23 protein-coding genes and 1 tRNA gene are annotated in these 22,386 nt (G+C 60.7%); 7 read left to right on the top strand and 17 right to left on the bottom strand.

The window, feature by feature from the left end; translation table 11 throughout:
• Positions 1-76 precede the first annotated feature (76 nt).
• Together ACQRAG_RS05695 and ACQRAG_RS05690 are read right to left on the bottom strand one after the other, a co-directional pair.
• Positions 77-412, bottom strand: coding sequence for a P-II family nitrogen regulator (locus tag ACQRAG_RS05695; protein ID WP_204625279.1), 336 nt, complete (start codon positions 410-412; stop codon positions 77-79).
• A 46-nt stretch (positions 413-458) separates the two neighbouring features.
• On the bottom strand, positions 459-1,667 hold the full coding sequence (locus ACQRAG_RS05690) for an ammonium transporter (protein WP_204625280.1): 1,209 nt from the start codon (positions 1,665-1,667) through the stop codon (positions 459-461).
• Between the two features lie 60 nt (positions 1,668-1,727).
• On the opposite strand from ACQRAG_RS05690, the gene ACQRAG_RS05685 reads away from it, so the two are divergent.
• The 4 genes from ACQRAG_RS05685 (at position 1,728) to ACQRAG_RS05670 (ending at position 4,261) form a co-directional block, all read left to right on the top strand.
• Positions 1,728-1,976, top strand: a complete 249-nt coding sequence (locus ACQRAG_RS05685) for a hypothetical protein (RefSeq protein ID WP_304049518.1) — start codon at positions 1,728-1,730, stop codon at positions 1,974-1,976.
• Positions 1,977-2,422: 446 nt separating this feature from the next.
• Positions 2,423-2,986 (top strand): HPP family protein, encoded by a 564-nt coding sequence (locus ACQRAG_RS05680; RefSeq protein ID WP_204674244.1) that lies wholly within the window; start codon positions 2,423-2,425, stop codon positions 2,984-2,986.
• Between the two features lie 196 nt (positions 2,987-3,182).
• Positions 3,183-3,875, top strand: coding sequence for a hypothetical protein (locus ACQRAG_RS05675; RefSeq protein ID WP_427803898.1), 693 nt, complete (start codon positions 3,183-3,185; stop codon positions 3,873-3,875).
• A 309-nt stretch (positions 3,876-4,184) separates the two neighbouring features.
• A tRNA-Arg gene (locus tag ACQRAG_RS05670) sits at positions 4,185-4,261 on the top strand.
• A 468-nt stretch (positions 4,262-4,729) separates the two neighbouring features.
• On the opposite strand, the gene groL is transcribed toward ACQRAG_RS05670, so the two are convergent.
• The 7 genes from groL to greA form a co-directional block, all read right to left on the bottom strand.
• Positions 4,730-6,376, bottom strand: coding sequence for a chaperonin GroEL (gene groL, locus ACQRAG_RS05665; protein ID WP_006004682.1), 1,647 nt, complete (start codon positions 6,374-6,376; stop codon positions 4,730-4,732).
• Between the two features lie 59 nt (positions 6,377-6,435).
• Positions 6,436-6,726 (bottom strand): co-chaperone GroES, encoded by a 291-nt coding sequence (gene groES / locus ACQRAG_RS05660; RefSeq protein WP_006004684.1) that lies wholly within the window; start codon positions 6,724-6,726, stop codon positions 6,436-6,438.
• A gap of 476 nt (positions 6,727-7,202) precedes the next feature.
• The gene (locus tag ACQRAG_RS05655; protein WP_168934985.1) at positions 7,203-7,640 is read right to left on the bottom strand and encodes an ACT domain-containing protein; all 438 of its coding nucleotides are present in this window, start codon (positions 7,638-7,640) and stop codon (positions 7,203-7,205) included.
• Between the two features lie 11 nt (positions 7,641-7,651).
• A complete protein-coding gene (locus ACQRAG_RS05650) occupies positions 7,652-7,858 on the bottom strand; it encodes a twin-arginine translocase TatA/TatE family subunit (RefSeq protein WP_006004692.1) in 207 nt (68 codons plus the stop codon).
• Between the two features lie 86 nt (positions 7,859-7,944).
• Positions 7,945-8,802: a D-alanyl-D-alanine carboxypeptidase family protein gene (locus ACQRAG_RS05645; RefSeq protein ID WP_168934984.1), complete on the bottom strand. Its 858-nt coding sequence runs from the start codon at positions 8,800-8,802 to the stop codon at positions 7,945-7,947.
• Positions 8,803-8,807: 5 nt separating this feature from the next.
• Complete coding sequence (locus tag ACQRAG_RS05640) at positions 8,808-9,911, bottom strand: AI-2E family transporter (RefSeq protein ID WP_204626521.1); 1,104 nt, start codon at positions 9,909-9,911, stop codon at positions 8,808-8,810.
• Positions 9,912-10,072: 161 nt separating this feature from the next.
• Positions 10,073-10,561 (bottom strand): transcription elongation factor GreA, encoded by a 489-nt coding sequence (gene greA / locus ACQRAG_RS05635; RefSeq protein ID WP_168935013.1) that lies wholly within the window; start codon positions 10,559-10,561, stop codon positions 10,073-10,075.
• 242 nt (positions 10,562-10,803) lie between these two features.
• Between greA and ACQRAG_RS05630 the strand changes: the two genes are divergently transcribed.
• From ACQRAG_RS05630 to ACQRAG_RS05620, 3 genes are all read left to right on the top strand, one after another.
• Positions 10,804-12,384, top strand: a complete 1,581-nt coding sequence (locus ACQRAG_RS05630) for a lysylphosphatidylglycerol synthetase family protein (protein WP_427803899.1) — start codon at positions 10,804-10,806, stop codon at positions 12,382-12,384.
• 331 nt (positions 12,385-12,715) lie between these two features.
• Positions 12,716-13,462, top strand: a complete 747-nt coding sequence (locus ACQRAG_RS05625) for a Rossmann-like domain-containing protein (protein ID WP_240937644.1) — start codon at positions 12,716-12,718, stop codon at positions 13,460-13,462.
• Positions 13,463-13,584: 122 nt separating this feature from the next.
• A complete protein-coding gene (locus ACQRAG_RS05620; protein ID WP_427803900.1) occupies positions 13,585-13,842 on the top strand; it encodes a hypothetical protein in 258 nt (85 codons plus the stop codon).
• Between the two features lie 39 nt (positions 13,843-13,881).
• Here the strand turns inward: ACQRAG_RS05620 and ACQRAG_RS05615 are convergent, their stop codons facing one another.
• The 8 genes from ACQRAG_RS05615 to opp1B all read right to left on the bottom strand — a co-directional run bounded on the left by ACQRAG_RS05615 (position 13,882) and on the right by opp1B (position 22,352).
• The gene (locus ACQRAG_RS05615; protein ID WP_168934980.1) at positions 13,882-15,426 is read right to left on the bottom strand and encodes an outer membrane homotrimeric porin; all 1,545 of its coding nucleotides are present in this window, start codon (positions 15,424-15,426) and stop codon (positions 13,882-13,884) included.
• Between the two features lie 25 nt (positions 15,427-15,451).
• Positions 15,452-16,387 carry a LysR family transcriptional regulator gene (locus ACQRAG_RS05610; RefSeq protein ID WP_337392019.1) on the bottom strand — a complete coding sequence of 312 codons (936 nt, stop codon included), beginning with the start codon at positions 16,385-16,387 and terminating at the stop codon, positions 15,452-15,454.
• Between the two features lie 183 nt (positions 16,388-16,570).
• The gene (locus ACQRAG_RS05605) at positions 16,571-17,506 is read right to left on the bottom strand and encodes a M14 family metallopeptidase (protein WP_337463996.1); all 936 of its coding nucleotides are present in this window, start codon (positions 17,504-17,506) and stop codon (positions 16,571-16,573) included.
• 23 nt (positions 17,507-17,529) lie between these two features.
• Complete coding sequence (locus ACQRAG_RS05600; protein ID WP_427803901.1) at positions 17,530-18,888, bottom strand: MATE family efflux transporter; 1,359 nt, start codon at positions 18,886-18,888, stop codon at positions 17,530-17,532.
• A 13-nt stretch (positions 18,889-18,901) separates the two neighbouring features.
• Positions 18,902-19,756 (bottom strand): ABC transporter ATP-binding protein, encoded by an 855-nt coding sequence (locus ACQRAG_RS05595; RefSeq protein WP_204625480.1) that lies wholly within the window; start codon positions 19,754-19,756, stop codon positions 18,902-18,904.
• Positions 19,753-20,589 (bottom strand): ABC transporter ATP-binding protein, encoded by an 837-nt coding sequence (locus tag ACQRAG_RS05590; RefSeq protein ID WP_289615804.1) that lies wholly within the window; start codon positions 20,587-20,589, stop codon positions 19,753-19,755. Before ACQRAG_RS05590 ends, ACQRAG_RS05595 begins: the two co-directional genes overlap by 4 nt.
• The gene (opp1C, locus tag ACQRAG_RS05585) at positions 20,586-21,410 is read right to left on the bottom strand and encodes a nickel/cobalt ABC transporter permease (protein ID WP_006004722.1); all 825 of its coding nucleotides are present in this window, start codon (positions 21,408-21,410) and stop codon (positions 20,586-20,588) included. The genes ACQRAG_RS05590 and opp1C overlap by 4 nt, the downstream gene beginning before the upstream one ends.
• On the bottom strand, positions 21,411-22,352 hold the full coding sequence (gene opp1B, locus ACQRAG_RS05580) for a nickel/cobalt ABC transporter permease (RefSeq protein WP_006004724.1): 942 nt from the start codon (positions 22,350-22,352) through the stop codon (positions 21,411-21,413).
• Between the last annotated feature and the right edge of the window lie 34 nt (positions 22,353-22,386).

Here is a 22,386-nt window from a genome sequence, read left to right as displayed (position 1 = left end):
GGAAAGGGGAGAGGGTGAGACCTTTCTCGGCAGGCCTGATGGGGAGGAAAACGGAAAAACTTTGGGCAGCGGATCCTTACAGGGCGGCGGGGCCGCGCTCACCGGTACGGATACGGATGGCATCCAGCACGTCGTAGATGAAGATCTTGCCGTCGCCGATCTCGCCGGTGCGGGCCACGTCGATCGCCTGCAGCACCTTTTCCAGCGCTTCGTCATGGACCACGATCTCGATCTTGATCTTGGGCAGGCAGTCCACGGCGTAGGTGGTGCCGCGATAGACTTCCGTATGCCCGTGCTGGCGGCCGAAGCCGCGCACTTCGCTGTAGTTCATGCCGTGGATGCCGATGGCGGTCAGCTGCTGCTTCACTTCTTCGAACTTGGACGGACGGATGATGATTTCGAGCTTTTTCATGATGGGCTCCAGATATTCCTGACAGCAGGTGGAGAGGTCTCGACAGTTACAGGGTGTAGCCGCGTTCGTTGTGCAGGCTGAGGTCCAGGCCCCGGATCTCGGAGGCGGGATCCACACGCAGGCCCACCAGGGAATCCGTCAGCTTCAGCAGGATGCGGCTGACCAGGTAAACGAAGCTCCAGGTGGCGACGATGGAGATGACCTGGACCACGAGCTGCCACGGGTTGCCGTAGAACAGACCGTTGACGCCGTTGATGCCGGCGGAGGCGAACAGGCCGGTGGCAAAGGCGCCCCAGGTACCGCCCACACCGTGGATGCCCACCACGTCGAGGGCGTCGTCATAGCCCAGACGGTTCTTGAGCAGGATGCCGCCGTAACAGATCATGCCGCCGGCAAAGCCGATGACCAGGGCGGGCATGGCTCCCACGAAACCGGCTGCGGGCGTGATGGAGACGAGGCCCGCCAGCGCACCGGAGATGGCGCCCAGGGTCGTGGCCTTGCCGAAGCGCAGGTATTCAAGGAGCATCCAGCCGAAGATGCCGGCGGCCGTGGCCAGGTGCGTGGTGACCAGGGCGTGGCCCGCAAGGGCGTTGGCAGCCAGGGCGCTGCCGGCGTTGAAGCCGAACCAGCCGAACCAGAGCAGGCCGCCGCCAAAGAGCGTCATGGGCAGGTTGTTGGGGATCATGGGCGTCTTGCCGAGGTCAGTACGGGGGCCCACCGCATGGGCGCAGGCCAGGGCCGCCGCGGCGGAAGCCATGTGCACCACGGCACCACCGGCAAAGTCCACAGCGCCCAGCTTGGCCATCCAGCCGCCGCCCCAGACCCAGTGCGCCATGGGGCAATAGACGAAGACCGTCCAGAGTGCGGAAAAGACCAGCATGGCCGAGAAGCGGATGCGTTCGGCATAGGCACCGGAAATGAGCGCCACGGTAAGAGCCGCGAACATGCACTGGAACGCCATGAAGACATTGTGCGGCAGGTTGGCTGCGGGGCCGTTGGCTTCGCCTCCCACACCTATGAGGAACACATGGTCAAGGTTGCCGATAAGGCCGGAGATATCGCCGCTGAAAGCAAGGGAGTAACCGAACAGGGCCCAGAGGATGGAGACCATCCCCAGCGCGGCATAGCTGTGCATGCACGTGGAGAGGATGTTTTTTGACCGGACGAGCCCGCCGTAGAACAAGGCCAGGGCCGGAGTCATGAGCATGACGAACGTGGCGCAAAGGATGATGAACGCGGTGTCTGCAGGATTCATGGAAAACCTTCCTGTGGTCTGGCGGTGCGACAGGTATCGGGCCTGTGCACTGCGGAAAACATGATTGCCGTTTTCTCAGACAGCGAGCAGCGGCAGACGTCACAGGACAAAGCAATCCTTGTGCCAGAAGCAGATATGAGGAAGGTTTATTTATGTAATATACTAAAATCACTTATAAAAAATTTATATTTAACGAAAGCGCACCAGAATGCAGGAGAAAAAGAATCCTTGGAAAAGGCATATTTCTACCAAATGGTAGAAATATGTCGGATACACAAACATGCGCTTTGCGGCACAAACGGGATTTGATGTTGATAATCTTTATAAATCAACTAGATATGAAGATATTTTTATTTTTCTACCAGGATGTAGAAAGTTAATACGCTATATATTGATTGAACACCCAATCACTGAAAATTGAAATATATCATATCGATATAATTATATTTTTTTAAATTTATACCAAAATGTGGACAAAGCGGAGCCGCAGGCACGGATGGACAGACGCTATGTTACGAAGCGTTGTTTTGTGCCGGATAGTTCCCTGCGGACCAAGGCAACAGGGGCGGAAAGATATGCCCTGGACAGGATCTGTGCAAAAGCGAAGCTGGTCCGCCTGCATGGTGAGGAATCCATCCTGCTTCTTGCCGGGAAAAGATGGTTTTCGTGCGCCCGCACACGGAATCCCGGGCGTGATGCGGGTATCTCCCTGTGGAACAAGAGGATGACCTTCAAACACAGACAAGGAGATCAGGATGCCCGGACAAGCATGGTTGGCAGGAAGGGGCGCAAGTGCTCTCAAGGTAGGGCGTGCCTGGCTGGGGAGCTGCTGCGGCCTGTTACTGGTGGCGGCTTTGGACAGACTGGCCGTAGGCGATTACGGCGTGCCCATGTTGATAGGTTCTTTTGGTGCCTCGGCGGTACTGCTGTTCGCAGCCCCGGACAGTCCGTTGTCCCGTCCACGCAATCTGCTGGGAGGGCACTTTTTTTCTGCTCTGGTCGGTGTGGCCTGCGCACAATGGCTGCCGCCCTTCTGGGCTGTATGCCTTTGCGTGCCCACAGCCATCGCCGTCATGCTGCTGAGCGGGACAGTGCATCCGCCGGGAGGGGCCACGGCCCTTATCGCCGTCACAGGCGGAGAGCAGATCCGGCAGCTGGGCTTCTGGTATGCTGTAGTCCCCTGCCTGGCGGGTGCTGCCCTCATGCTGGCTGTTGCCTGGTCCATGACGGCAGCGGCATATCTGTGGGCCCGCCTGTACGGTCGTGTGCGCGTGAAAGAGGGAGAGACGACGGGTCTCCATATCCTGTCAGGAAGGTAAAGTTCACGGGCGGTTGGGCAGGGAGCAGGCTGCCGCATGACAGGATCGGCGGATCCGGCAAAGAAAGGACTGTCCTCCCTGTATGTTCCCTGTTATCCAGCTGTCTTGCCTGCGGAAAGGGAATAGGCTACATTATAAAAGGAGTAATCGAAGCACTGTCCTCCAGTGGCTATTCCCTTTTTAAAGGAGATTGTTGATGATAAAAAAGGTCTTTACCGTGCTGCTGGGCCTTCTGGTGGCGGGCGCCATGATCTCTGTGGACTGTTCGGATGCGGCGGTCAAGCGTAACCGTGTGCGCCCGCGTACGGTCAGCAAACCGGTGACCCAGCCTGCCCCGACGGCCACGCAACAGACGAACGCTGCCCCGGCAGCGGCGGCTACGGCGACCGCTCCCAAGACGACTACGGCTCCTGCCGCTACGGCCACCCAGCCCACTACGGCCCAGGGCATGCCCTATGGTCAGACGATGGCCCCCGGCCAGACCATGGCCGCACCGCAGTCGCAGGGCAGCGGCATGGGCAGCGCCCTGCTGGGCGTGGGTGCCGGCCTTGCCGGCGGCTATCTGCTCAACAGCGCTCTGTCCGGCTCTGATGCCACCGCCGCTACCGCTGCTGCGCCTGCCGAAGGAGGGCAGTCCGCCGTGGCTGCTACCCCGGCTCCTGCGGCTGCTCCGGCCTCGCCTGTGGCGAACCTGCTGGGCTACGACACGGCCAACTACTGTACCCAGCTCTCGCAGGGCAATGCTGACGTCATGCAGCAGTGTACTGCCGCTGAGGCCGCAGCTACGGCGGCTTTCCGCCAGTGTGTGGCCATGTCCACTGGGTTGAACGGCATCGGCAGCTACGATGCCCTGCTGCGCTGCCTGCGCGGTACGCCCGCTGTCCAATAAGCTGGCTTCCTGTCAAGAGAATCGCCCCGTCTGATGTTTTCAGGCGGGGCGATATTGTTTTGCAGGGCATGGCGGGAGAAATGGTAAATGGAAAGACGCCTGACTAGAAGGCCAGGCGGGGCTCTGCCAGCATCCTGTCGATATCTGCATACTGGATGGAATGCTTTTTCAGCAATCCTTCAAGGGCAGGGCGATCCCACAGGATAAGGCCCGGTGACCGCGCTCCAGAGTACGCTTCAAAAAAAATCATTTTCTTTCCTCAAGAGCATTGACAGGCTGCCCGCTTTTCTATAAGAACACCCTCACGACGCGCTCGTAGCTCAGCTGGATAGAGCAACAGGCTACGAACCTGTAGGCCAGGAGTTCGAATCTCTTCGGGCGCACCACAACAAAAACAAGCGGTTAGCTGTAACAGGCTGACCGCTTTTTTTGTATCTTTTCTTCAGCAGGGCGTTAGGGGCAAAGATGCCGCATGCTATCGCGCTGTCCCTGTCCGGAGCCTCCCCCTTTGCTTGAAGAGGAAGGCTGAGCAATGTTTTCACGTCCAAGGCGAGGCGTGGAGAGGCGACTATCGCTTTGTCCTGCTATCCTTCCTTCATTGATCTTGCTCATGGCGGGCACCGGCCTCCCCGCTCTGGGGGGCGCCTTATTATTTTGAACAGTGCGGAAGGGATGGGCTTTACGGAGTCCAAAGGAAGTCTGCCCAGGTAAGTTGGCTCCACCTCCGTTTCGCTGCTGCCGAGGCAAGTGTGCCCGGTCGTGATCGTATTGCCGGGAAGCTTCGGATACAAAAAAAGGCCCCGCCGGAAGCGGGGCCTTTTTCATTCAGTCGGAAGCGGGGGCTTCGCGGCGGCTTAGTACATGCCGCCCATGCCGCCCATGCCACCCATGCCGTCAGGCATGGCAGGAGCGTCCTTCTTGGGTTCGGGCTTTTCGGAGATGGCGCATTCGGTGGTCAGCAGCAGGGAGGCCACGGAAGCGGCGTTCAGCAGGGCGGTACGGGTCACCTTCTTGGGGTCGATGACGCCGGCCTTGATGAGGTCTTCGTATTCGCCGGTAGCGGCGTTGAAGCCGAAGCCGTCCTTGCCCTGGCGGACCTTTTCCACAACGATGGAGCCTTCAAAGCCGGCGTTGTGGGCGATCTGGCGCAGAGGAGCTTCGATGGCGTTGCGGATGATGTTCACGCCGGCCAGTTCGTCGTCGTCAGCGGGCTTGATGCTGTCGAGCACCTTGGACACGCGGATCAGAGCGGTACCGCCGCCAGGCACGATGCCTTCTTCCACGGCAGCGCGGGTAGCGTTCAGGGCGTCTTCCACGCGGTCCTTCTTTTCCTTCATTTCCACTTCGGTAGCGGCACCCACATGGACCACGGCCACGCCGCCCACCAGCTTGGCCAGGCGCTCCTGCAGCTTTTCGCGGTCGTAATCGGAGGTGGATTCTTCCACCTGGGCGCGGATCTGCTTCACGCGGGCCTTGATCTCGTCGGCCTTGCCGGCGCCGTCAACGATGGTGGTGTCTTCCTTCTTGACCACCACGCGCTTGGCGGTACCCAGGTCGTTGAGGGTCATGTTTTCCAGCTTGGTGCCGGTGTCGTCAGAAGCCACCTGGCCGCCGGTCAGGATGGCGATATCCTGCAGCATGGCCTTGCGGCGGTCACCGAAGCCGGGGGCCTTGATGGCCACGACCTGCAGGGCGCCACGCAGCTTGTTGACCACCAGGGTAGCCAGGGCTTCGCCTTCCACGTCTTCGGCCAGGATCACCAGAGGACGATTGACCTTGGCGACCTGTTCGAGCACGGGCAGCATGTCCTTCATGCTGGAGATCTTCTTCTCAGTGCACAGGATGTAGGGGTTGTCCATCTCGCATTCCATCTTCTCCGCGTTGGTCACGAAGTAGGGGGAGAGATAGCCGCGGTCGAAGCGCATGCCTTCCACCACGTCCATGGTGGTTTCCAGGCCCTTGGCTTCTTCAACGGTGATCACGCCTTCCTTGCCCACCTTGGCCATGGCTTCGGCGATGATGTTGCCGATGGTGGCGTCGGAGTTGGCAGAGATGGTACCGATCTGAGCGATTTCCTTCTGGTCGCGGGTGGGCTTGGCCAGGTTGGCCAGTTCGCCGATCAGGGCTTCCACGCCCTTGTCGATGCCGCGCTTGATGGCCATGGGATTGCGGCCGGCAGCCACCAGCTTCACGCCTTCGTGGTAGATGGCCTGAGCCAGGATGGTGGCGGTGGTGGTACCGTCACCGGCGGCGTCGGAGGTCTTGGAGGCGACTTCCTTCACCAGCTGGGCGCCCATGTTCTCGAACTTGTCGTCCAGTTCGATTTCCTTGGCGACGGTCACGCCGTCCTTGGTGATGACGGGAGCGCCGAAGGACTTTTCGATGGCAACGTTACGACCCTTGGGGCCGAGGGTCACCTTCACGGCATTGGCCAGCTTATCAACACCACGCGCCAGTTTTTCGCGGGCTTTCACGTCGAAGAGAACTTCTTTAGCGGACATTATATTTTCCTCCTGGGAATAATCGAAAAGCGGAGAGTGTGTATGACCGGGCGTATGCGTTAGTCGGTCAGGATGGCGAGGATGTCTTCTTCGCGCATCACCAGATGGTCGATGCCGTCCAGCTTGACTTCGGTGCCGGCGTACTTGTTGAAGAGCACCTGATCACCCTTCTTGACGGCCAGTTCAACGCGGGTGCCGTTTTCCAGGACCTTGCCGGGACCGGTAGCGATCACCTGACCCTTGCAGGGCTTTTCCTTGGCGGTGTCGGGGATATACAGACCGCCGGCGGTCTTTTCTTCGGTTTCCAGGCGCTTGACCAGCACACGATCGTTCAGGGGCTGCAGTTTCATGGTGTCAGATCCTCCAAAAATTTTTATGGCCACGCTTGGGTGGCATGCACAGCGTCCGCGGGGCGGAGCTGAAATTATCGCGTCATGACCGCCGTAAACCATTGCTGCGGTCCCGCAACGGGATAGTAGATAAGACACTCTTTGCGCTTGAAAAGGGGCAAAAAGGAATTTTTTTTGCAGAAAAGTTATTTTTTAGCATAAAATAAATAAAATCAATATGTTATAAAAACAAAAAACTTTTCTTCCCAGCTGTTTTCCCGGGTACTGGGAAATGGCCGGGAAAAATACGGCAGGAGCAGGATGAAAAGCAGAGGATGCGGCAGCAAGCGTGCAGCCAGCCTTGTGCCGGCACAGGCAATCCGGTGTGAAGGCGGGGGTACCGGATGCACCAGGGCAGACGTCGGGCTGCTTGCGGGCCGAAAAAAGAAAGGCCCCGCATGGGCGGGGCCTGAAAAAACAGCTAGCTGCAAGATAGACTAGTCTTTGTTGCCGAACAGCTGATCCGGCGGCAGGACAGTGAAGCCGTTGCTCTTGAGCAGATCCACGGCCTGGTCGGTCTTGTCGAAACGGAAGATCATGATGGCACAGTCAGCTTCACGGGTGATGAAGGCATACATGTATTCCACATTGATGCCATGCTGCGAGACGAACTGCAGCACGCTGTCCAGACCGCCGGGGGTATCGGGCACCTGCACGGCGACCACACTGGTGCGGCCCAGGGTGAAGCTGTGTTCCTTGAGAACGGATTTGGCTTTTTCCTGGTCATCAACGATGAGGCGCAGGATACCGAAATCGGAGGTATCAGCCAGGGAAAGAGCGCGGATGTTGACGCCGGCCTCAGCCAGCGTATGGGTCACTTCGGCCAGACGGCCGGCGCGGTTTTCCAGAAAAACGGAAAGTTGTTCAGCTTTCATGGCAGGATCCTCTACGCTTTGGGAGCATCGTCGCCCGAGGTGGGCTTTTTGTCCTTGCCGGGGGTGATGTCGATCTCGTCAGGCTCGGACGAGGCCCGGCGGAAATTTCGGATGGCCCGTCCCAGCCCGCCACCGATCTCCGGCAGTTTGTTGGCGCCGAAGATGAGCAGCACTACGATCAAAATAAGTAACAGTTCCTGCATGCCGATGCCGAACATGGGGGCCTCCCTTGAATGTTGAGCCTTTCAGGCCATTGATTTGAAAAACATACGACGTGAAGGTGCCGAGGTCAAGACGTGCTGCGCTAAAGGACACCTCGCATGCGCTTGCGTACCTGCTGGGGAGAGGCGGGTGCCTTGAATCCCGCCTCGATGAGGCTGTGGGCGACCATGTCGCGGGCAGCGCGGCTCCTGCCGCCCATGACCACCACCAGCAGGCGGGTCTTGCCACGGCGGGCCGTGACGATGATGTTGTAACCGGAGGCCACGGTCCAGCCCGTTTTCAGGCCATCGACACCGGGGATGCCCAGCATGGTGTTGGTGGCCCCCAGGGTGCGCCCGTTGAAGCGGAAGGAGCGCAGGCTGTGGTAGCGCATGGCCTGGGGATGGCTGCGCAGATAGGCGCGGGCCAGGGTGGCCATGTCGCGGGCCGTGGTGCGCTGGCCCGCTGCGGGCAGGCCCGTGGGGTTCTTGAAGACCGTCCGGGTCATGCCGAGCTGGCGTGCCTTGTGGTTCATGAGGTGGGTGAAGTTGCGGCTGTTGCCGCTGATATGCTGGGATATGGCCATGGCGGCGTCATTGCCCGAAGCTACGGCCATACCGGTAAGGAGCTGGTCCACGGTGACTCTCTGGCGGGGACGCAAACGCATGCTGGAACCGCCCACCCGGGCCGTAGGATGGACACGGATGCTGGTGTTGCGTTTTAGGCGGCCCATCTTGATGCGGTCCATGACCACATACATGGTCATGACCTTGGTCAGAGAGGCGGGCGGGATGGACAGATTGGGGTTGTGCTCGTACAGCACCTTGCCGTTGCTCAGGTTGATCATGACGGCAGCGCGGGCCCTGCGGGCCGCATCGGCACCGGCAGGCAGCGAGAGCATGGCAAGGACAAGCAGCAGGACGCACAGCCAGCGCCCCGGGATGGAGGGGGAGTGGAACATGAGCTTCAGGCCATATGGTGGTAGGTTTGATGGGCTTCTTCCACAGCCTGCATGGCGATGGCCAGCAGCACGGGGCCGATGATGAGCCCCATGGGACCAAAACTGCCAAGACCGCAGAGGATGGCGATGATCAGTACGAAGAAAGGAGCATTGATGCCCTGTTGCAGGAACAGGGGGCGCAGGATGTTGTCCACGCTGGTCACGGCCAGCGTGCCCCAGAGGGCCAGGCCCACGGCGGGCATGGTGGCGCCGGAGAACCAGAGGGAAAGACAGAGCGGGCCCCAGACGAGCGCCGTGCCCACAAAGGGGATGGGCGCCACGACCGTGGCCAGCAGCCCCCAGAAGGCAGGCTGCTTGATGCCCGCCACGGCAAAGCCGATACCGCACAGGACCCCCTGGGCGATGGCCACCAGGACGATGCCCAGCATGACGCCCTGCAGGGCCCGGCGGATGGCCAGGACGAAACGGCGCAGCATGGTGGCCGGTATGTGGAAGATGCGGGCCGTGATCAGGTTGATGCGGCTTGCGTAGGCGGCAAAGATGACCGTGAGCGTCACGAAGAGGAACAGGGTCCAGAGGACGGTCATGGTGCCGCCCAGCACGTCCACGCTGCGGTTGATGAGCAGGCCCATGGTATCGGCCAGCATGGCATCGAGGTTGCTGAGGAACTCCGAGATCATCTTGTCCACTTTGGGATAGTCCGCCAGGCTGTGGCGCAGCTCCTGGAAGCGCATGACCCATTCGGGCGGCAGCTGGAAGTTGTTTGCCTGGAGTTCCCGCAGCCTGGCCAGACCGCCGGCCACCTGGGGCGACACCAGCAGCACCAGGGTGCTGATGGGGATGACCACAGCCGAGAAGATCATGACGATATAGCCGTACAGCGGCAGGCGATGGGAGCAGGAGATCACGATGTGCCCCAGCCTGCCCGGATGGCGCAGGCGCAGACGCTTGCGCCAGTGCCGGATCGTGCAGCGCATACGCCGGTAGACGGGCAGCGTCAGGCAGGCGAAGCATCCGGCCATGACGATGGTGACGGGGTTGGGGCGGAGCAGCAGGAACCAGGCCAGTGCGGCAAGGATGTACAGGAGGCGCGGCAACATGTTGGGCATGCGGGGAACCTTTAAGCGGCAGAATGGGTCTGGGCGAGGATAGCACGCGGGGCCGGAGCTGCCAAGTTCCCTGTGGGAAGAGGGACGACCGCGGGGCAGAAGCCGAAAAAAAGCCCTGTGCAGGGATGCAGCAGGGCTTGATGGTGTTCCGGTGCCAACGGTTAGTCGAAGATGCTGGAGCCGCGGAAGGTGATGTCCACGATCTCGTAGGTGACGCGGCCGCGCGGGATGTCCACGCTCACTTCGTCGCCCACTTCCTTGCCCAGCAGGGCCTGGCCCACGGGCGAGAGGAAGGAGATGGAACCCTTGGCGGGCTCGGCTTCGTCGGGACCGAGGATGGTGTAGGTGCGGCTTTCTTCGGTATCCACGTCTTCCACTTCCACCGTGGAGCCGAAGATGACCTTGTCGCCGCTCAGCTTGTCCAGGTCGACCACCTGGTAAAGAGCCATGCGGGACTCGATATACTTGATGCGCGCTTCCGCCATGCCCTGGCGTTCGCGGGCGGCATCATAACCGGCGTTTTCGCGCAGGTCGCCTTCTTCACGGGCCTCCTTGATGGCCTGGATGATGGCGGGGCGTTCGCTCTTCAGGCGGGCCAGCTCTTCTTCCAGACGCTTGTAGCCCTGCTTGGAAATGGGGATATTGGTCACGGCCATGATACACCTCTGTTCGTCAGATGAAAAAAAAGCGTCCGCTGCGCGGGCAGCGGAGCGCGTGAAAACTGCATTCGTTATTTGGACTATAGCCGTTGCCCCAATATTGGTCAAGCCCCGCAGACCATACGGATCACCCGTCTGCCGGGATGCCGCCGGGCATGTTGAGGCTTGCACCGGGAGGCAGCTGCGTATATGGTGAAGATAATTTGAACAACTTCTTACCTTGCCGGAACGCCATGAAAAAATACTTGCGTTACCTGGGGCCTGTACTCATAACGGCACTTTTCGTGCTGGCCATATATCTCCTGTATCACAAGCTCAAAGCTTACAGCATCGCCCAGATCAGAGAAAGCATCCAGCAGGTCTCCACGGGCAGTATCTGTTTCTCCATCGGCCTGATGATCGTCAACTACATCATCCTGGTGGGCTATGACTGGCTCGCCCTGAAGGCCATCCACAAATCCTTGCCCCTGCCGCGTGTGGGGCTCGTCTCCCTGGTAGGGCAGGCCGTCAGCTACAACTTCGGGGCACTGCTGGGCGGTACGAGCGTCCGCTACCGGTTCTATTCTGCCTGGGGCTTTTCCCTGGTCGAGATCGTCCGTCTTGTGCTCATGCTGGCCGTCACCTTCTGGGTCGGTGCCCTGGGACTGTGCGGCGTGGTCTTCCTGCTGGCGCCGCCCGTGATCCCTGACGAGCTGCTGGCCAAGATGCCCATCCATGACGTACGCTTCCTGGGGGGCATCCTGCTGGCCATTGCCCTTTCCTATCTGGTGCTGTGCTTCACCATCCGCAAACCGGTCCATATCTTCGGCAAGGAATTCGTCTTCCCCATCCCCCGCATCGCCGTGGCCCAGATGGTCGTGGCCGGGGTGGACCTGATCGCTGCCGCCGCCTGCATGTATGTGCTGCTGCCCGATGATCTGGGCATCGGCTTTATCGACTTCCTGCCCAGCTACCTCATGGCGCAGGTGGCCGTGGTGCTGACCCACGTGCCCGGTGGCGTGGGGGTCTTCGAGCTGGTCATCCTGCACCTGACGCATACCCCGCGCGAGCAGGCCGTTTTTGCAGCCGTGCTGCTGTTCCGCCTGATCTATTTCATCCTGCCGCTGCTGGCCGCCGCGGCCCTGCTGGCCGTGTACGAAGCCCGGCAAAGCCGCAATACCCTGCGGGAAGCGGGGCGCTGGCTTTCGGTACTTTCCCATTCCATCGCGGCCTACACCACCTTCGTGGGCGGCTGCATCCTGCTGGTCTCCGCCATGCTGCCGACGCTGCCCGCCGTGGTGGCGCAGCTTGACGACTTCCTTCCCCGTACCCTGCTCATGGGCGGGCATCTGGTCTGTGCGCTTTCCGGGGCCTTGCTGCTCTTCGTGGCCTATGGGCTGGAGCGGCGCCAGAACCGTGCCTTCTGGATGGCGGTGATCCTGTTGCTGCTGGGCATCGCAGGGGCTTTGCTCAAGGGCCTCTCCTTCCTGGCCGCCGGTGCCGCTCTGGTGGTGCTTATAACGGTCTGGCTGTCCCGGCGCCGCTTCTACCGTTCTTCCTTCTTCTGGGAAGAAGCCATCCCGGCACACTGGCTGGTCCTCGCCTTTGTGGCTCTGGGCCTGGCCATGGGCCTGGGCTGGTTCATCTACCATCCGGCATGGGACAGGGCCACCCTGTGGGGCTTTGAGCAACACTTCAACGCTTCGCGCGTACTGCTGGCCGATGTGGGCATCGCGGTCGTGGTCCTGGTGTCGTGGCTCGTCCGGGTCAGCCTGCGGGCCCGCAAGCGCCTGCAGGAACGCAATCTGCAATCCGGGCGTGTCCCGCGCGCCTGAAGTCGAGATGTATCTGAGGGCTGTCCCGCATGGGGCAGCCTTTTTCGTTGGCGGGGCAGAGGAGAGCCTGAGCTCTTCCTGAGGCTGCGGGCAGACTGTCTGCCGCGGCAAGCATGACCGGGGCAAGCGTTTTCTCCGGTCGGACCGGTAAAGATGGGGCCGGAGGGCTTCCGCCGTCTGGCTGCAGGTGTCCGGGCCGGGACATGGCATGCGCCTGGCAACGTGGCGGATGACAGGGCAGCGAAAACGCCGGCTATTGCCGCTATACTGGTGTTTTTTGGGGGCGTCTTTCAGGCTGGAAGACGCCCGTTACCATTCGGAGGTATGGACCATGATGACGGAAGAAATCCTGTATGCCCGCCTCAAGGAGGCATTGCGTGATGCCATCGCACGGCATCATCTGGACGAGCGCAGCATCAGCCTGAAAAGCCGCGGCCTTACCCCGGAAGAAGCCATAGGGAGGACCGCGCGCACGGACTATCCCATCCTCAACGGCAGGGAAGTCATGCTCCAGGCCCGGTTCGGCGAGGCTCTTGGGCAGGCCTTCACCAGTGCGCCGGTGGATTTCGAGGGCTCGCTGGCCGATGTGCTTGAACTGGACACGACACATGATCCCCAGGCAGCCGGGATGCTGGTGGCCACGCTCAATGCCGTTTTGCGGGCGGTGGGCGAAATCGGCAATACGGTCCACTGTCGCGATGACGGGCCGGAGCTGTGCGCGGAACGGTATGCCGCTCTTGTCCGGGAACGCTTCGGTACGCCGCGCATCGCCCTGGTGGGGTTCCAGCCTGCGCTGCTGGCACGGCTGTCCAAAGAATTCAGCGTGCGGGTGCTGGATCTCAATCCCGAGATCGTGGGGACGGTCCGGTCCGGCGTGCTGGTGGAAGACGGCATGGCAGCCTATCAGGATGTGGTGCGGGACTGGGCCGAGCTGGTGCTGTGCACGGGCAGCACGCTTTGCAACGGTTCGTTCGTCAATTTTCTGGGTATCGGCAAGCCGGTGCTGTTCTTCGGTACCTCCTGTGCCGGGGCGGCGCATGTCCTGGGGGCGGAACGCTTCTGCCCCATGTCGGCCTGAGGCCTGCCCGGCGGGACTGGCCATGGCGTCCCCTTGCTTGGCTGTCGGGAGAATGTCGGTTGTCCGACATCATCCTGACAGGTGAGGGGCTCCAGACTATCGGCATATGCGGAGGTAAGCATATGACCGACAATGACAGGATACTTTGCCAGGTACTGGAACAGCAGCTTTCCCTGCGCCTGCGGGAAGGCTGCCGCGATGTGCTGCTGCATCTTCTGCCCACGCCCCTGCGGGGGCTACTGTATATCGCCCTGCGCAGCAGTGCCGCAGGCTATGCCCGGATGTGGGCGGGGACCCGCAAGATGGAAAGCCGCAGGCAACAGCCCCGAAAGGCAGGTCACCTGCGGCAGGAAGAGGTTTTGTGCGGCAGGCCGGCCTGATGACGGCGTCAAACATGTCCGGCCCGCACTTTACGAAACCTAGAATTTGTAGATGAAGCTCATGTTGACGTTCCAGGCGTCCTCGATGCTGTTGGCACGGTGCCAGCTGCCGTTTTTGCTGAAACCTCCCCAGACATCGGACGACTGATCCAGCCAGAGGGCTATATAGTTGGCTTCCACAAGCAGACGCAGGTTGTCATAGATCTGGTAGGAGCTCATGATGCCGAATTCCGCGGCATAGTCCCGCTGCGTCAGGTAGATGCCGCCATTGGTGTTGACGTTATTGAAGTCCGAGGCCGTGCCGTACAGGCTGCGGCCCGCATGGCCGGGAACGTCCAGTTCTCCCTTGATGTAGCGGGCCATCCTGGGGGCATTGGTCCCGTTATAGAAGTTGACACGGATGGTGTGGCTGAGTTTGTCGATGAAGCTCAGGTCCCGGATGCGCGCACCAAAGCCCCATGTACCGGCCAGGGTATAGCCCAGTACGGCATCGCGGCCGATGGTCCAGGTCCCGAGCGTCCCGAAGCCGGAAAAACCGCTGGTGCATTCGTTATTGTAATCAAAGGACGGCAGCCGCTCGGAACCGTTCGTCGGATCGTCGTCATCACCGCTGCTGTACCAGGCATAGATGCCGGGCGTGCCCCAGTCCAGTTTGTATTCGGCCAGCAGTGAAGCATACCAGCCGCTGCGGTTCAGGGCTTCTTCACCGGAATCGAAGGTGCCGTAATTGACGCTCCAGGCCAGCCGGAAGGGATCGGCAGCCGTGATCTCGCCGGTCAGGCCTGCCCAGAATGCCGTTCCGTAGGCATTGGCCGAGGTGCCGTCAGCCTTGTGGGCGGGCAGGGCATACCACGAAGGGCCTATGCCCGAACCGTAGCCGCTGCCGTAGTAGTCATTGCCGGAGCGGAAGGCATTGCTGCCCACCATGCCCAGCATGGCCCAGGGGGTCAGGCGTACGCCTTCGAAGGTCAGGGGCAGCAAAAGGCCGAATACGTCCACATTGTCCAGGTAGTGGGTCGTTCCGTCCGCCCCCCCGCTCCAGTTGTCATTGAATGGCCGTGCCCAGAATGCCGTCACGGCGGCATGCTCGCCAAGAGGGGCGGACACGTTGATCCCCGCCACGTCGGCATCGAAGACCTGCGAAGCCTCGGAGGCGTAATCCGGCAGGAAGATACGCTGGATGCCCATGCGGGCCTTGACGGCCGTACCGGGGACGACCCAGTCCAGATAACTGTGCTTTATCTTGACGATATTCTTGTCAGCACCCAGGGCACCTCCTTTGGATGCGCTGCCCCAGGTGGCGGCGCCGATCTCAAAATAGACGGTCCCCGAAAGGCTTTCCGAGGCGATGGCCTCCAGTTGCAGGCGGACACGTGTCTTGGCCTCGAACTCGTCCTCTCCCCAGCGTCCCCATCCGGTCACGTTATGGCCGTTGCGGTCATTTTTAACGAAATTTCCCCCGCCGCCGTACTCGAGCATATTGATCCATACGCCCTTGGCTTTGAAGTCCACGGCCTGGCCCTGCTGAGCTCCCCCCAGAAGCATGCCGGCCGCAAGAAAAAGGATGGCCAGGTGTTTCTTCATATCCGTTACTCCTTTGACAGTAGTTTTATGCTGTTGTTTTTTTGTTTTGGGGATCGCAAAGATATTTTCTTACAAGCTCAAGAAAGGTCTCATATTCCGTGGAAAGAGTCGTATTCCTCTTTTTTATGTAGCCAAAAGAAAGGCATTTTCCGCATCCATCTATGGGAATATCCCGGATGGCATACTTCCTGAAGGAATCATTCATCAGACGTATGCCGAAACTGCAGATATCCGTATGCAGCAGCATCTCGATGATCTGATTGTCGCTGTTGGTGGAAAAGAGGCTTTTGAAGTTTGCCGCTTTGGACATCCCCACACTGATCCTGTCCAGGTGATGCTCTATGGAAAAAAAGTCATTGACCGGCTGGATGAAGCTGTTGTCATCAAGGTCGGAGAAGCTGATGCTTTCCCGGTCATACAGGGGATTCTTGGGCCCTACGTAGATGCAGGGCTCATGCTGCGAGATCTCGATGAATTCGATGTCCTTGTGGGCAAGGACATGCGAGAAGCATTTATGCTGGTCTTTGGAAAAGTAGACGATGCCGATATCGGAAACGCCGGTATGGACATTGTCCACGATGTCCTCCACCGTCCCTTCCAGAAATGACATCTTGTATTCATCGTGGTTGATGGTGTTGTACAAAAAGCAGAACAGCCGCGAGATCATGGTGGACGGATAGCAGGAGATGTTTATTTTCTTGTATTTTTTTTGCCGTCCCATCTGCTTCATAAGGCGGACGTTCTGCAGGATGGCGTGGGCCTGGTCATAAAATTCCCTGCCTGCCTCTGTCAGGGAGACACCGCGGTTGGAGCGGACGAACAGCGTGACCCCCAGCTCTTCTTCCAGCATGCTGATATTTTTGCTCACGCTGGATTGCGAGGTATACAGGGTCTCGGCAGCACGCCGGGTGCTGCCGAAATCGGCTGTAGTGACAAAGTGTTCAAGTTGGCGCAGTTCCATGATGATGCTTGCCGGAAGGCGTATTTTTTATGTGAAAAGGGCGACTTGCGGGACGAGGCCCGTCAAGGGGGCTTTTTCGCGCCCCGGACGAGGAGAGTGCCGGCATGTTGCAGACTGCCTGTGTTTCCGGGGCGGACGCTCCCCGGAGAGGCGGATCTGCACGCTGGCCGGCAGCCCTTGTGTCTAGCCGTAGGCCACCAGGGGCGTACCGGCCTTCACGGCAAGAGAGACCGTCATGTACAGGATGATGCCGTCCTTTTCGGCCCGGTAGCAGTCGATGGCACGGCCAAAGATGTCGCGCACGGTCCCCAGTACCGTGCCCCGGCTGACAGGCGCTCCGGGCGTGACTTCCGGGTACCAGCAGCCCTGGTCCTTCGACGTCAGATAGACGGCATCCCGGATCTCGCGCTGCTCCCGGCAGGGCAGCCCCGTGACGGGCGGCAAGAGCTGCAGATGGGCCAGCAGCGCCCGGATGTCCCGCTTGTAGGCATCCACTTCGGCCCGGGACCAGACGCCGTTGCCGCCCCGTTCGATGAGCAGGGACGGTACGCCGCGCAAGGCGGCGGAGTTGTAGGCTCCTGTCGTGGCCGAAGAAAGGACGCGCACGTCCACATCCAGGACCTTGGCGGCCTCTCTTGCCCTGTCCGTGATCCGTTGTTCGGCCACGCCGGGGATGAAGACGAGGGGGTGCATGCTTTCGTGCAGATCACCGCCGTGCATGTCCACATAAAAATCGGCATCATCCTGCAGGCTGGTGATGAGATGGGCCAGACGTTCGGCCTGGCTGCCGTCATCCCTGCCCGGAAAGACCCGGTTCAGGTTCTTGCCGTCTTCCGCCACGATCTCGGACAGCCGTTCGCTGAATCCCGAAGCGTTGGCCAGGTGGACGATGGTCAGCCGTCCGGCCACGACGTCCTGGTCCAGTTCTGCCGCCAGCTCTATGGCTGCCTGTATGCTGCAATATTCGCATCCGTGTATGCCGGCGGTAAGCAGCACGCGCGGCCCGGGTCTGTTGCCGTGTATGGTGGTCACGGGCAGGGAGAGGTCACGGTCACGGAGCAGGGCGATCGTTTTTTGTCCCGGGGCGGCTTCCGCCCGCGAAGCTTGATGAAAGTTCATGTACGTCTCTGTCAGGATAAGGTTCAGCAAAGGACCGCGCCGCCATGCCTGAAGAAAGGCGCGTCACGCAGCCGGGGCCAGTAGCGCAGCAGGAAGAACGACCTGCCGGCATAAAAGATCAGGTATGCGCCCCACAGGCCGTGGTTGCCCCAGAAAGGGACAAAAGCCAGCCAGGCCAGACCAAAAGCCACGAGGGCCTGCAGGGTGGAGAGGAAGACCGGGCGGGTCAGGCTGCTGCCCGTGAACAGGCCATAGTAGGTCAGGCCCAGGGCCGCGCATGCCGGGAAGCATATCCCCCAGTCCGCATACCGTTCCGCAGCGGCCAGGACTTCCGGCAGATCGGTGAACAGGCGCAGCAAAGGCGTGTGCCCCAGGGCGTAGATCAGGGTCATGCCCAGCAGGGCCGCGAGGGACCAGTGCAGGGTAAGGCGCCGTGTCCTTTCCAGAATGGCGGCACAGCCCTGTCCGGCGGCCTTTCCGGCAAATACGCTCGATGTATTGGCGATCCCCTCGAAAACATAGGAGAAGATCAGCATGATCTGGAGGATGACGGCATTGGCCGAGATGGTCAGGGTCCCGAAAGATGCCGTGGTGATCATGAAGATGTTGGTCTGGGTCAGCAGGCAGACCGTACGCAGGAACAGATTGCCGTTGACCCGTGCTATGCGCAGCATTTCCCCCACGCGGACGAGAGTGGGGAGCGGGGCAGGGAGGGGAGGCAGGGAGTCCCGCATGGCGACCAGCCCGGTGATGGTGGCAAACAGGCAGGCCAGTACGGATGCTGCGGCCACTCCCGGTACCCCCCAGCCGAACAGGCTTACGAAAAGCAAGTCGAGCAGCATGTTGACCGCATTGCCGCCTATCTGCATGAGCAGGGAGGCCCTGATGCGGGCCTGCCCCATGAGCCAGCCCAGTATGGCGTAGTTCAGCAGCGTGAGGGGAGCCGTCCAGATCAGGATGTCGTAATAGATCCCGGCGACTTCTCTGGCAGCCGGATCAAGGCGCAACAGGAACATGGCACCGGAAAAGACGGCATCCCGGCACAACAGGATGAGCGTGCCCAGCAGCAGGGCCATGAGGCCCGGCAAAAGGAATGCCTTCCAGGCGGCCTCCGCATCCCCTGTGGCCAGGGCCTGCGCGCTGAACCCCGTGGAGCCCACGCGCAGGAAACCCAGCAGCCAGTACAGGGTATTGAAGATGACGGCACCTACGGCCACTCCCGCGATATAGGAAGGGTCGGAAAGGCGTCCCATGACAGCCGTATCCACGGCGCCGATGAGCGGCTGCGTCACCGTGGAGAGGATGAAGGGCAGCAGCATGGCTGCATATTCCCTGCGGGAGGGGGCGGACAGGGCGGCCGCCTGGGGAGGAACCGGGGGCATGAATCTATCCTTCTCAGGCAATGGCCGCGTAACGATCCTGCCCGGTGCGGGCAGCCCCGCTGCCGTGCTCCACGCCGATGCCCATGACGGATCCCAGCAGGTTGCGGGCATAATCGTTACGGATCATGGCGATGCACCGGATATCGTCCACCTGTTCCACGATGGTGCCCGCGTCGATGAAAACGACCCGGTCACACAGGTAGGTGATGCTGGTCAGGTCGTGGGTGATGAACAGGTAGGAAAGCCCCAGATCCCGGCGCAGCTCGATGAGCAGGTCCATGATCTGCACCTGGGTGGAAGCGTCCAGCGAGCTGATGGCCTCGTCCAGAAGGATGATGCGCGGCCGGATGGCCAGGGCACGGGCGATGCATACACGCTGCAACTGACCGCCGCTCAGTTCATGCGGATAGCGGGAGATGAATGCGGCCGGCAGGCCCACCTGCTCCAGCAGCTCACAGATCCGGGCACGACGGTCCACACGCTGGCCCGTACTGCGTTCCAGGGCCCGCAAGGACTCCCCGATGATATGTTCCACCCTGAAACGGGGATTGGCCGAAGATGTATAGTCCTGAAAGACGACGGAAAGGCTGTGGTGCAGGGCGGCAGCCTCGCGGGCGGAGCGTCTGGCATACAGATCCAGCCCGTTGATGCGCACTGTGCCCCGCTCCGGTTTGAGCAGGCCGGAAAGCACACGCCCCAGCGTGCTCTTGCCGCTGCCGGACTCACCGATGATGCCCAGGCATTCCCCCTCGCGGAGGCTCAGAGAGATGCCGCGCAAGACCTGCTGCCGTTCCCGGCCGAACAGGCTTTTCTGGTTTTCCTTTTTGAATGAGACGTGGATGTCGTCTGCGTGGAGCAGTGTGTTCATGCGGGTATCCTTCCGGGGACAGGAGCATGCAGCGCATCCAGGAAGCGGTGCATGACGGCCCTGTGCTGTTTGATGAGGTGTCGAGTGTAGGTGTCCGTGGCGTTGTCGAAGATCTCCTGTGCCGTACCGCTTTCCACCGCCTTGCCGTCATGCATGACGATGAGCCTGTCAGCGATGAGCGACAGCACGCCGAGGTCATGCGAGATGAAGATCATGGAGACTTCCCCGCGCTGCTTGATGCGCAGGAATTCCTGCATGATGGCATACTGGCTGATGGAGTCGATGGCTGTCGTTGGCTCGTCGGCGATGATCAGCGAAGGCTGCATGCAGATGGCCAGTCCGATCATGACGCGCTGCAACATGCCGCCCGAGAGCTGGTGCGGGTACTTGCGCAGCACGTCCGCCGGGTCGTGGATGCGCATCAGGCGAAGGATGTCCTCCATCCTTTTTTGCAGGGGCCTGCCTTTCAGGGCGGTGTGCTCCTGCAGGGTCTCGGCCATCTGCTCCCCGATGCGGTACAGGGGATCGAAGCAGGACATGGGATTTTGCAGGACCATGCTGATCTTGCCGCCCCGCAGGCGGCGCAGCTGCTCCGGTGTCTGGCTCAGCAGGGGCTTGCCTTCAAAGCGGGAACTGCCGGTGACCTGGAAGTTGTCGTCCAGCAGGCCCAGCAGGGCCTTGCAGGTCATGCTCTTGCCGCTGCCCGATTCTCCCAGGATGCCCAGGCATTCTCCCCTGGCCACGGAAAAGGAGACCCGGTCCACCAGCTGCACCAGACGCTTTCCCTGTCGGAAGTGGACGGACAGGTCCCTGACGGTGAGGATATCGTTCATTGGCGCACCGCCTTGGGATCGAGGGCGTCGCGCAGGCAGTCGCCCAGCATGTTGAAGGCCCCTACCAGCACCACCACGGCGATGCCGGGGACGATCATCTGCTCGGGGTTGGAGACCATGACGTTCTTGGCTTCATTGAGCATGGCGCCCCATTCGGGCACAGGGGCCTGGACGCCCAGTCCGAGGAAGGAGAGGGTAGAGATGTTGAGGATGGCCCATCCCGTATCCAGCGAGGCCAGTACGGCCAGTTCAGCGGCGATGCAGGGAAGCATGTGCCGGGTGAGGATGTAGAAGTTTCCGGAACCGATGCTGCGGGAGAAAAGCACGAAGTTCATGCCCGTATACTTGATGGTCGCAGTCCTGATCATGCGGGCGTACCAGGCCCATTTGATAAAGATGCTGGCAATGACCACATTGCGGATGTCCACCCCCAGCAGGGCGACCACGGCCAGGATGATGATCTGGCTGGGGAAGGAGAGCATGACGTCCACCACACGCATGATGACTTCATCCACCGTGCCGCGGAAGTAGCCTGCGGTGATGCCCATGATCACGCCCAGCCCGATGGTGCCCAGCATGGTCAGCAGAGAAAGGAAGAGCGTGGGCCGTATGCCGAAGAGCATGCGCGAGAACACGCAGCGCCCCAGATGGTCCGTGCCCAGGGGATATTGCCAGGAGGGGCTGTCGAATTTGTTGAGGATGTCGTTGGCATAGGGATCGTTGGGCGCCACCCACGGGGCAAAGATGCCCAGCAGGGCCGTGACCAGGACGATCCCCATGCACAGCAGGGCCATGGGATTCTTGAAAAGTTGTTGCAACATTTACGCTTTCCTTTCGCGCAGGCGCGGGTCGGCCACATACTGCAGGATGTCGAAGAACAGATTGAAGAAGACGAAAAGCACGCCTACCAGCAGCACATAGGCCTGGATGACCGGATAGTCGCGATTGAAGATGGAGGCGATGCACAGGCGCCCCACACCCGGCCAGGCGAACACGTTCTCCACCACGATGGTGCCGGCGATGAGCTGGGGGATGCTCATGCCGATGGCGGTCACGCAGGATTGCAGGGAGTTCTTCAGGATATGGCGTACGAGGATGCTGCGCTGCTTCAGGCCGCGGGCCTGGGCATAGAGCACATAATCCTCGCGCATGTTTTCCAGCATGTTGTTGCGGATCAGGCGGATATAGGTGGAGATGTAGCTCAGCGCCACGGTGAAGGCCGGCAGGATAAGGCTGGAAAAGCCCCCGTAGCCGCTGGTGGGCAGCAGGTCCAGCTTGATGCTGACGATCCAGATGAGCAGCAGGCCTACCCAGTAAACGGGCATGGCCGTGGTGGCAAAGACCACGCCGCGCATGATGCGGTCGAACCATGTGTCCTTGTAGACGGCGCTCAGGAAGCCGATGGGCAGGCTGAGCACGATGACGTAGACCAGCGAGAGCCCGGCCAGTTCCAGAGTGGCCGGCAGACAGCGGCCTATCTCGCCCAGCACTGTCCGCGCAGGGTTGGTGTAACTCACGCCCAGGTCGAAGTGCAGGCAATCCCAGAGCCAGTGGGCATAGCGTACCAGAAAGGGCTGATCCAGACCCAGTTCGGCACGGGTTTGGGCGATGAGTTCTTCCGTGATGATGGGTGTCTGGCGGATGCGCAGGGCCACCTCGGCAGGGTCGGAAGGGATAAGGTTGATAAAAACGAAGCACAGGAAGGATATGCCCAGCAGCAGGGGCACGGTGGCCAGCAGGCGCATGATGATGTAGTTTTTCATGAGGCGATCCGGGCGGGAAAGGCGGGGAAGGGCC

Origin of the sequence: Desulfovibrio sp. SGI.230, from assembly GCF_050313065.1 — a bacterium.
Lineage (GTDB): Bacteria > Desulfobacterota > Desulfovibrionia > Desulfovibrionales > Desulfovibrionaceae > Desulfovibrio.
The sequence above is the reverse complement of the archived record's forward strand: the minus strand, read 5'-3'. Positions and strand labels throughout refer to the sequence as shown.

Bases quoted from the DNA above. Each gene is read 5' to 3' on its own strand.
- opp1B (WP_006004724.1), bottom strand. From the start codon at position 22,352: ATGAAAAACTACATCATCATGCGCCTGCTGGCCACCGTGCCCCTGCTG.
- ACQRAG_RS05620 (WP_427803900.1), top strand. From the start codon at position 13,585: ATGACCGACAATGACAGGATACTTTGCCAGGTACTGGAACAGCAGCTT.
- ACQRAG_RS05645 (WP_168934984.1), bottom strand. From the start codon at position 8,802: ATGTTCCACTCCCCCTCCATCCCGGGGCGCTGGCTGTGCGTCCTGCTG.
- ACQRAG_RS05685 (WP_304049518.1), top strand. From the start codon at position 1,728: ATGATTGCCGTTTTCTCAGACAGCGAGCAGCGGCAGACGTCACAGGAC.
- ACQRAG_RS05625 (WP_240937644.1), top strand. From the start codon at position 12,716: ATGATGACGGAAGAAATCCTGTATGCCCGCCTCAAGGAGGCATTGCGT.
- ACQRAG_RS05675 (WP_427803898.1), top strand. From the start codon at position 3,183: ATGATAAAAAAGGTCTTTACCGTGCTGCTGGGCCTTCTGGTGGCGGGC.
- ACQRAG_RS05655 (WP_168934985.1), bottom strand. From the start codon at position 7,640: ATGAAAGCTGAACAACTTTCCGTTTTTCTGGAAAACCGCGCCGGCCGT.
- ACQRAG_RS05605 (WP_337463996.1), bottom strand. From the start codon at position 17,506: ATGAACTTTCATCAAGCTTCGCGGGCGGAAGCCGCCCCGGGACAAAAA.
- groES (WP_006004684.1), bottom strand. From the start codon at position 6,726: ATGAAACTGCAGCCCCTGAACGATCGTGTGCTGGTCAAGCGCCTGGAA.
- ACQRAG_RS05595 (WP_204625480.1), bottom strand. From the start codon at position 19,756: ATGAACACACTGCTCCACGCAGACGACATCCACGTCTCATTCAAAAAG.
- ACQRAG_RS05690 (WP_204625280.1), bottom strand. From the start codon at position 1,667: ATGAATCCTGCAGACACCGCGTTCATCATCCTTTGCGCCACGTTCGTC.
- ACQRAG_RS05600 (WP_427803901.1), bottom strand. From the start codon at position 18,888: ATGCCCCCGGTTCCTCCCCAGGCGGCCGCCCTGTCCGCCCCCTCCCGC.
- ACQRAG_RS05630 (WP_427803899.1), top strand. From the start codon at position 10,804: ATGAAAAAATACTTGCGTTACCTGGGGCCTGTACTCATAACGGCACTT.
- ACQRAG_RS05695 (WP_204625279.1), bottom strand. From the start codon at position 412: ATGAAAAAGCTCGAAATCATCATCCGTCCGTCCAAGTTCGAAGAAGTG.
- ACQRAG_RS05640 (WP_204626521.1), bottom strand. From the start codon at position 9,911: ATGCCCAACATGTTGCCGCGCCTCCTGTACATCCTTGCCGCACTGGCC.
- opp1C (WP_006004722.1), bottom strand. From the start codon at position 21,410: ATGTTGCAACAACTTTTCAAGAATCCCATGGCCCTGCTGTGCATGGGG.
- ACQRAG_RS05590 (WP_289615804.1), bottom strand. From the start codon at position 20,589: ATGAACGATATCCTCACCGTCAGGGACCTGTCCGTCCACTTCCGACAG.
- groL (WP_006004682.1), bottom strand. From the start codon at position 6,376: ATGTCCGCTAAAGAAGTTCTCTTCGACGTGAAAGCCCGCGAAAAACTG.
- ACQRAG_RS05680 (WP_204674244.1), top strand. From the start codon at position 2,423: ATGCCCGGACAAGCATGGTTGGCAGGAAGGGGCGCAAGTGCTCTCAAG.
- ACQRAG_RS05615 (WP_168934980.1), bottom strand. From the start codon at position 15,426: ATGAAGAAACACCTGGCCATCCTTTTTCTTGCGGCCGGCATGCTTCTG.
- ACQRAG_RS05610 (WP_337392019.1), bottom strand. From the start codon at position 16,387: ATGGAACTGCGCCAACTTGAACACTTTGTCACTACAGCCGATTTCGGC.
- ACQRAG_RS05650 (WP_006004692.1), bottom strand. From the start codon at position 7,858: ATGTTCGGCATCGGCATGCAGGAACTGTTACTTATTTTGATCGTAGTG.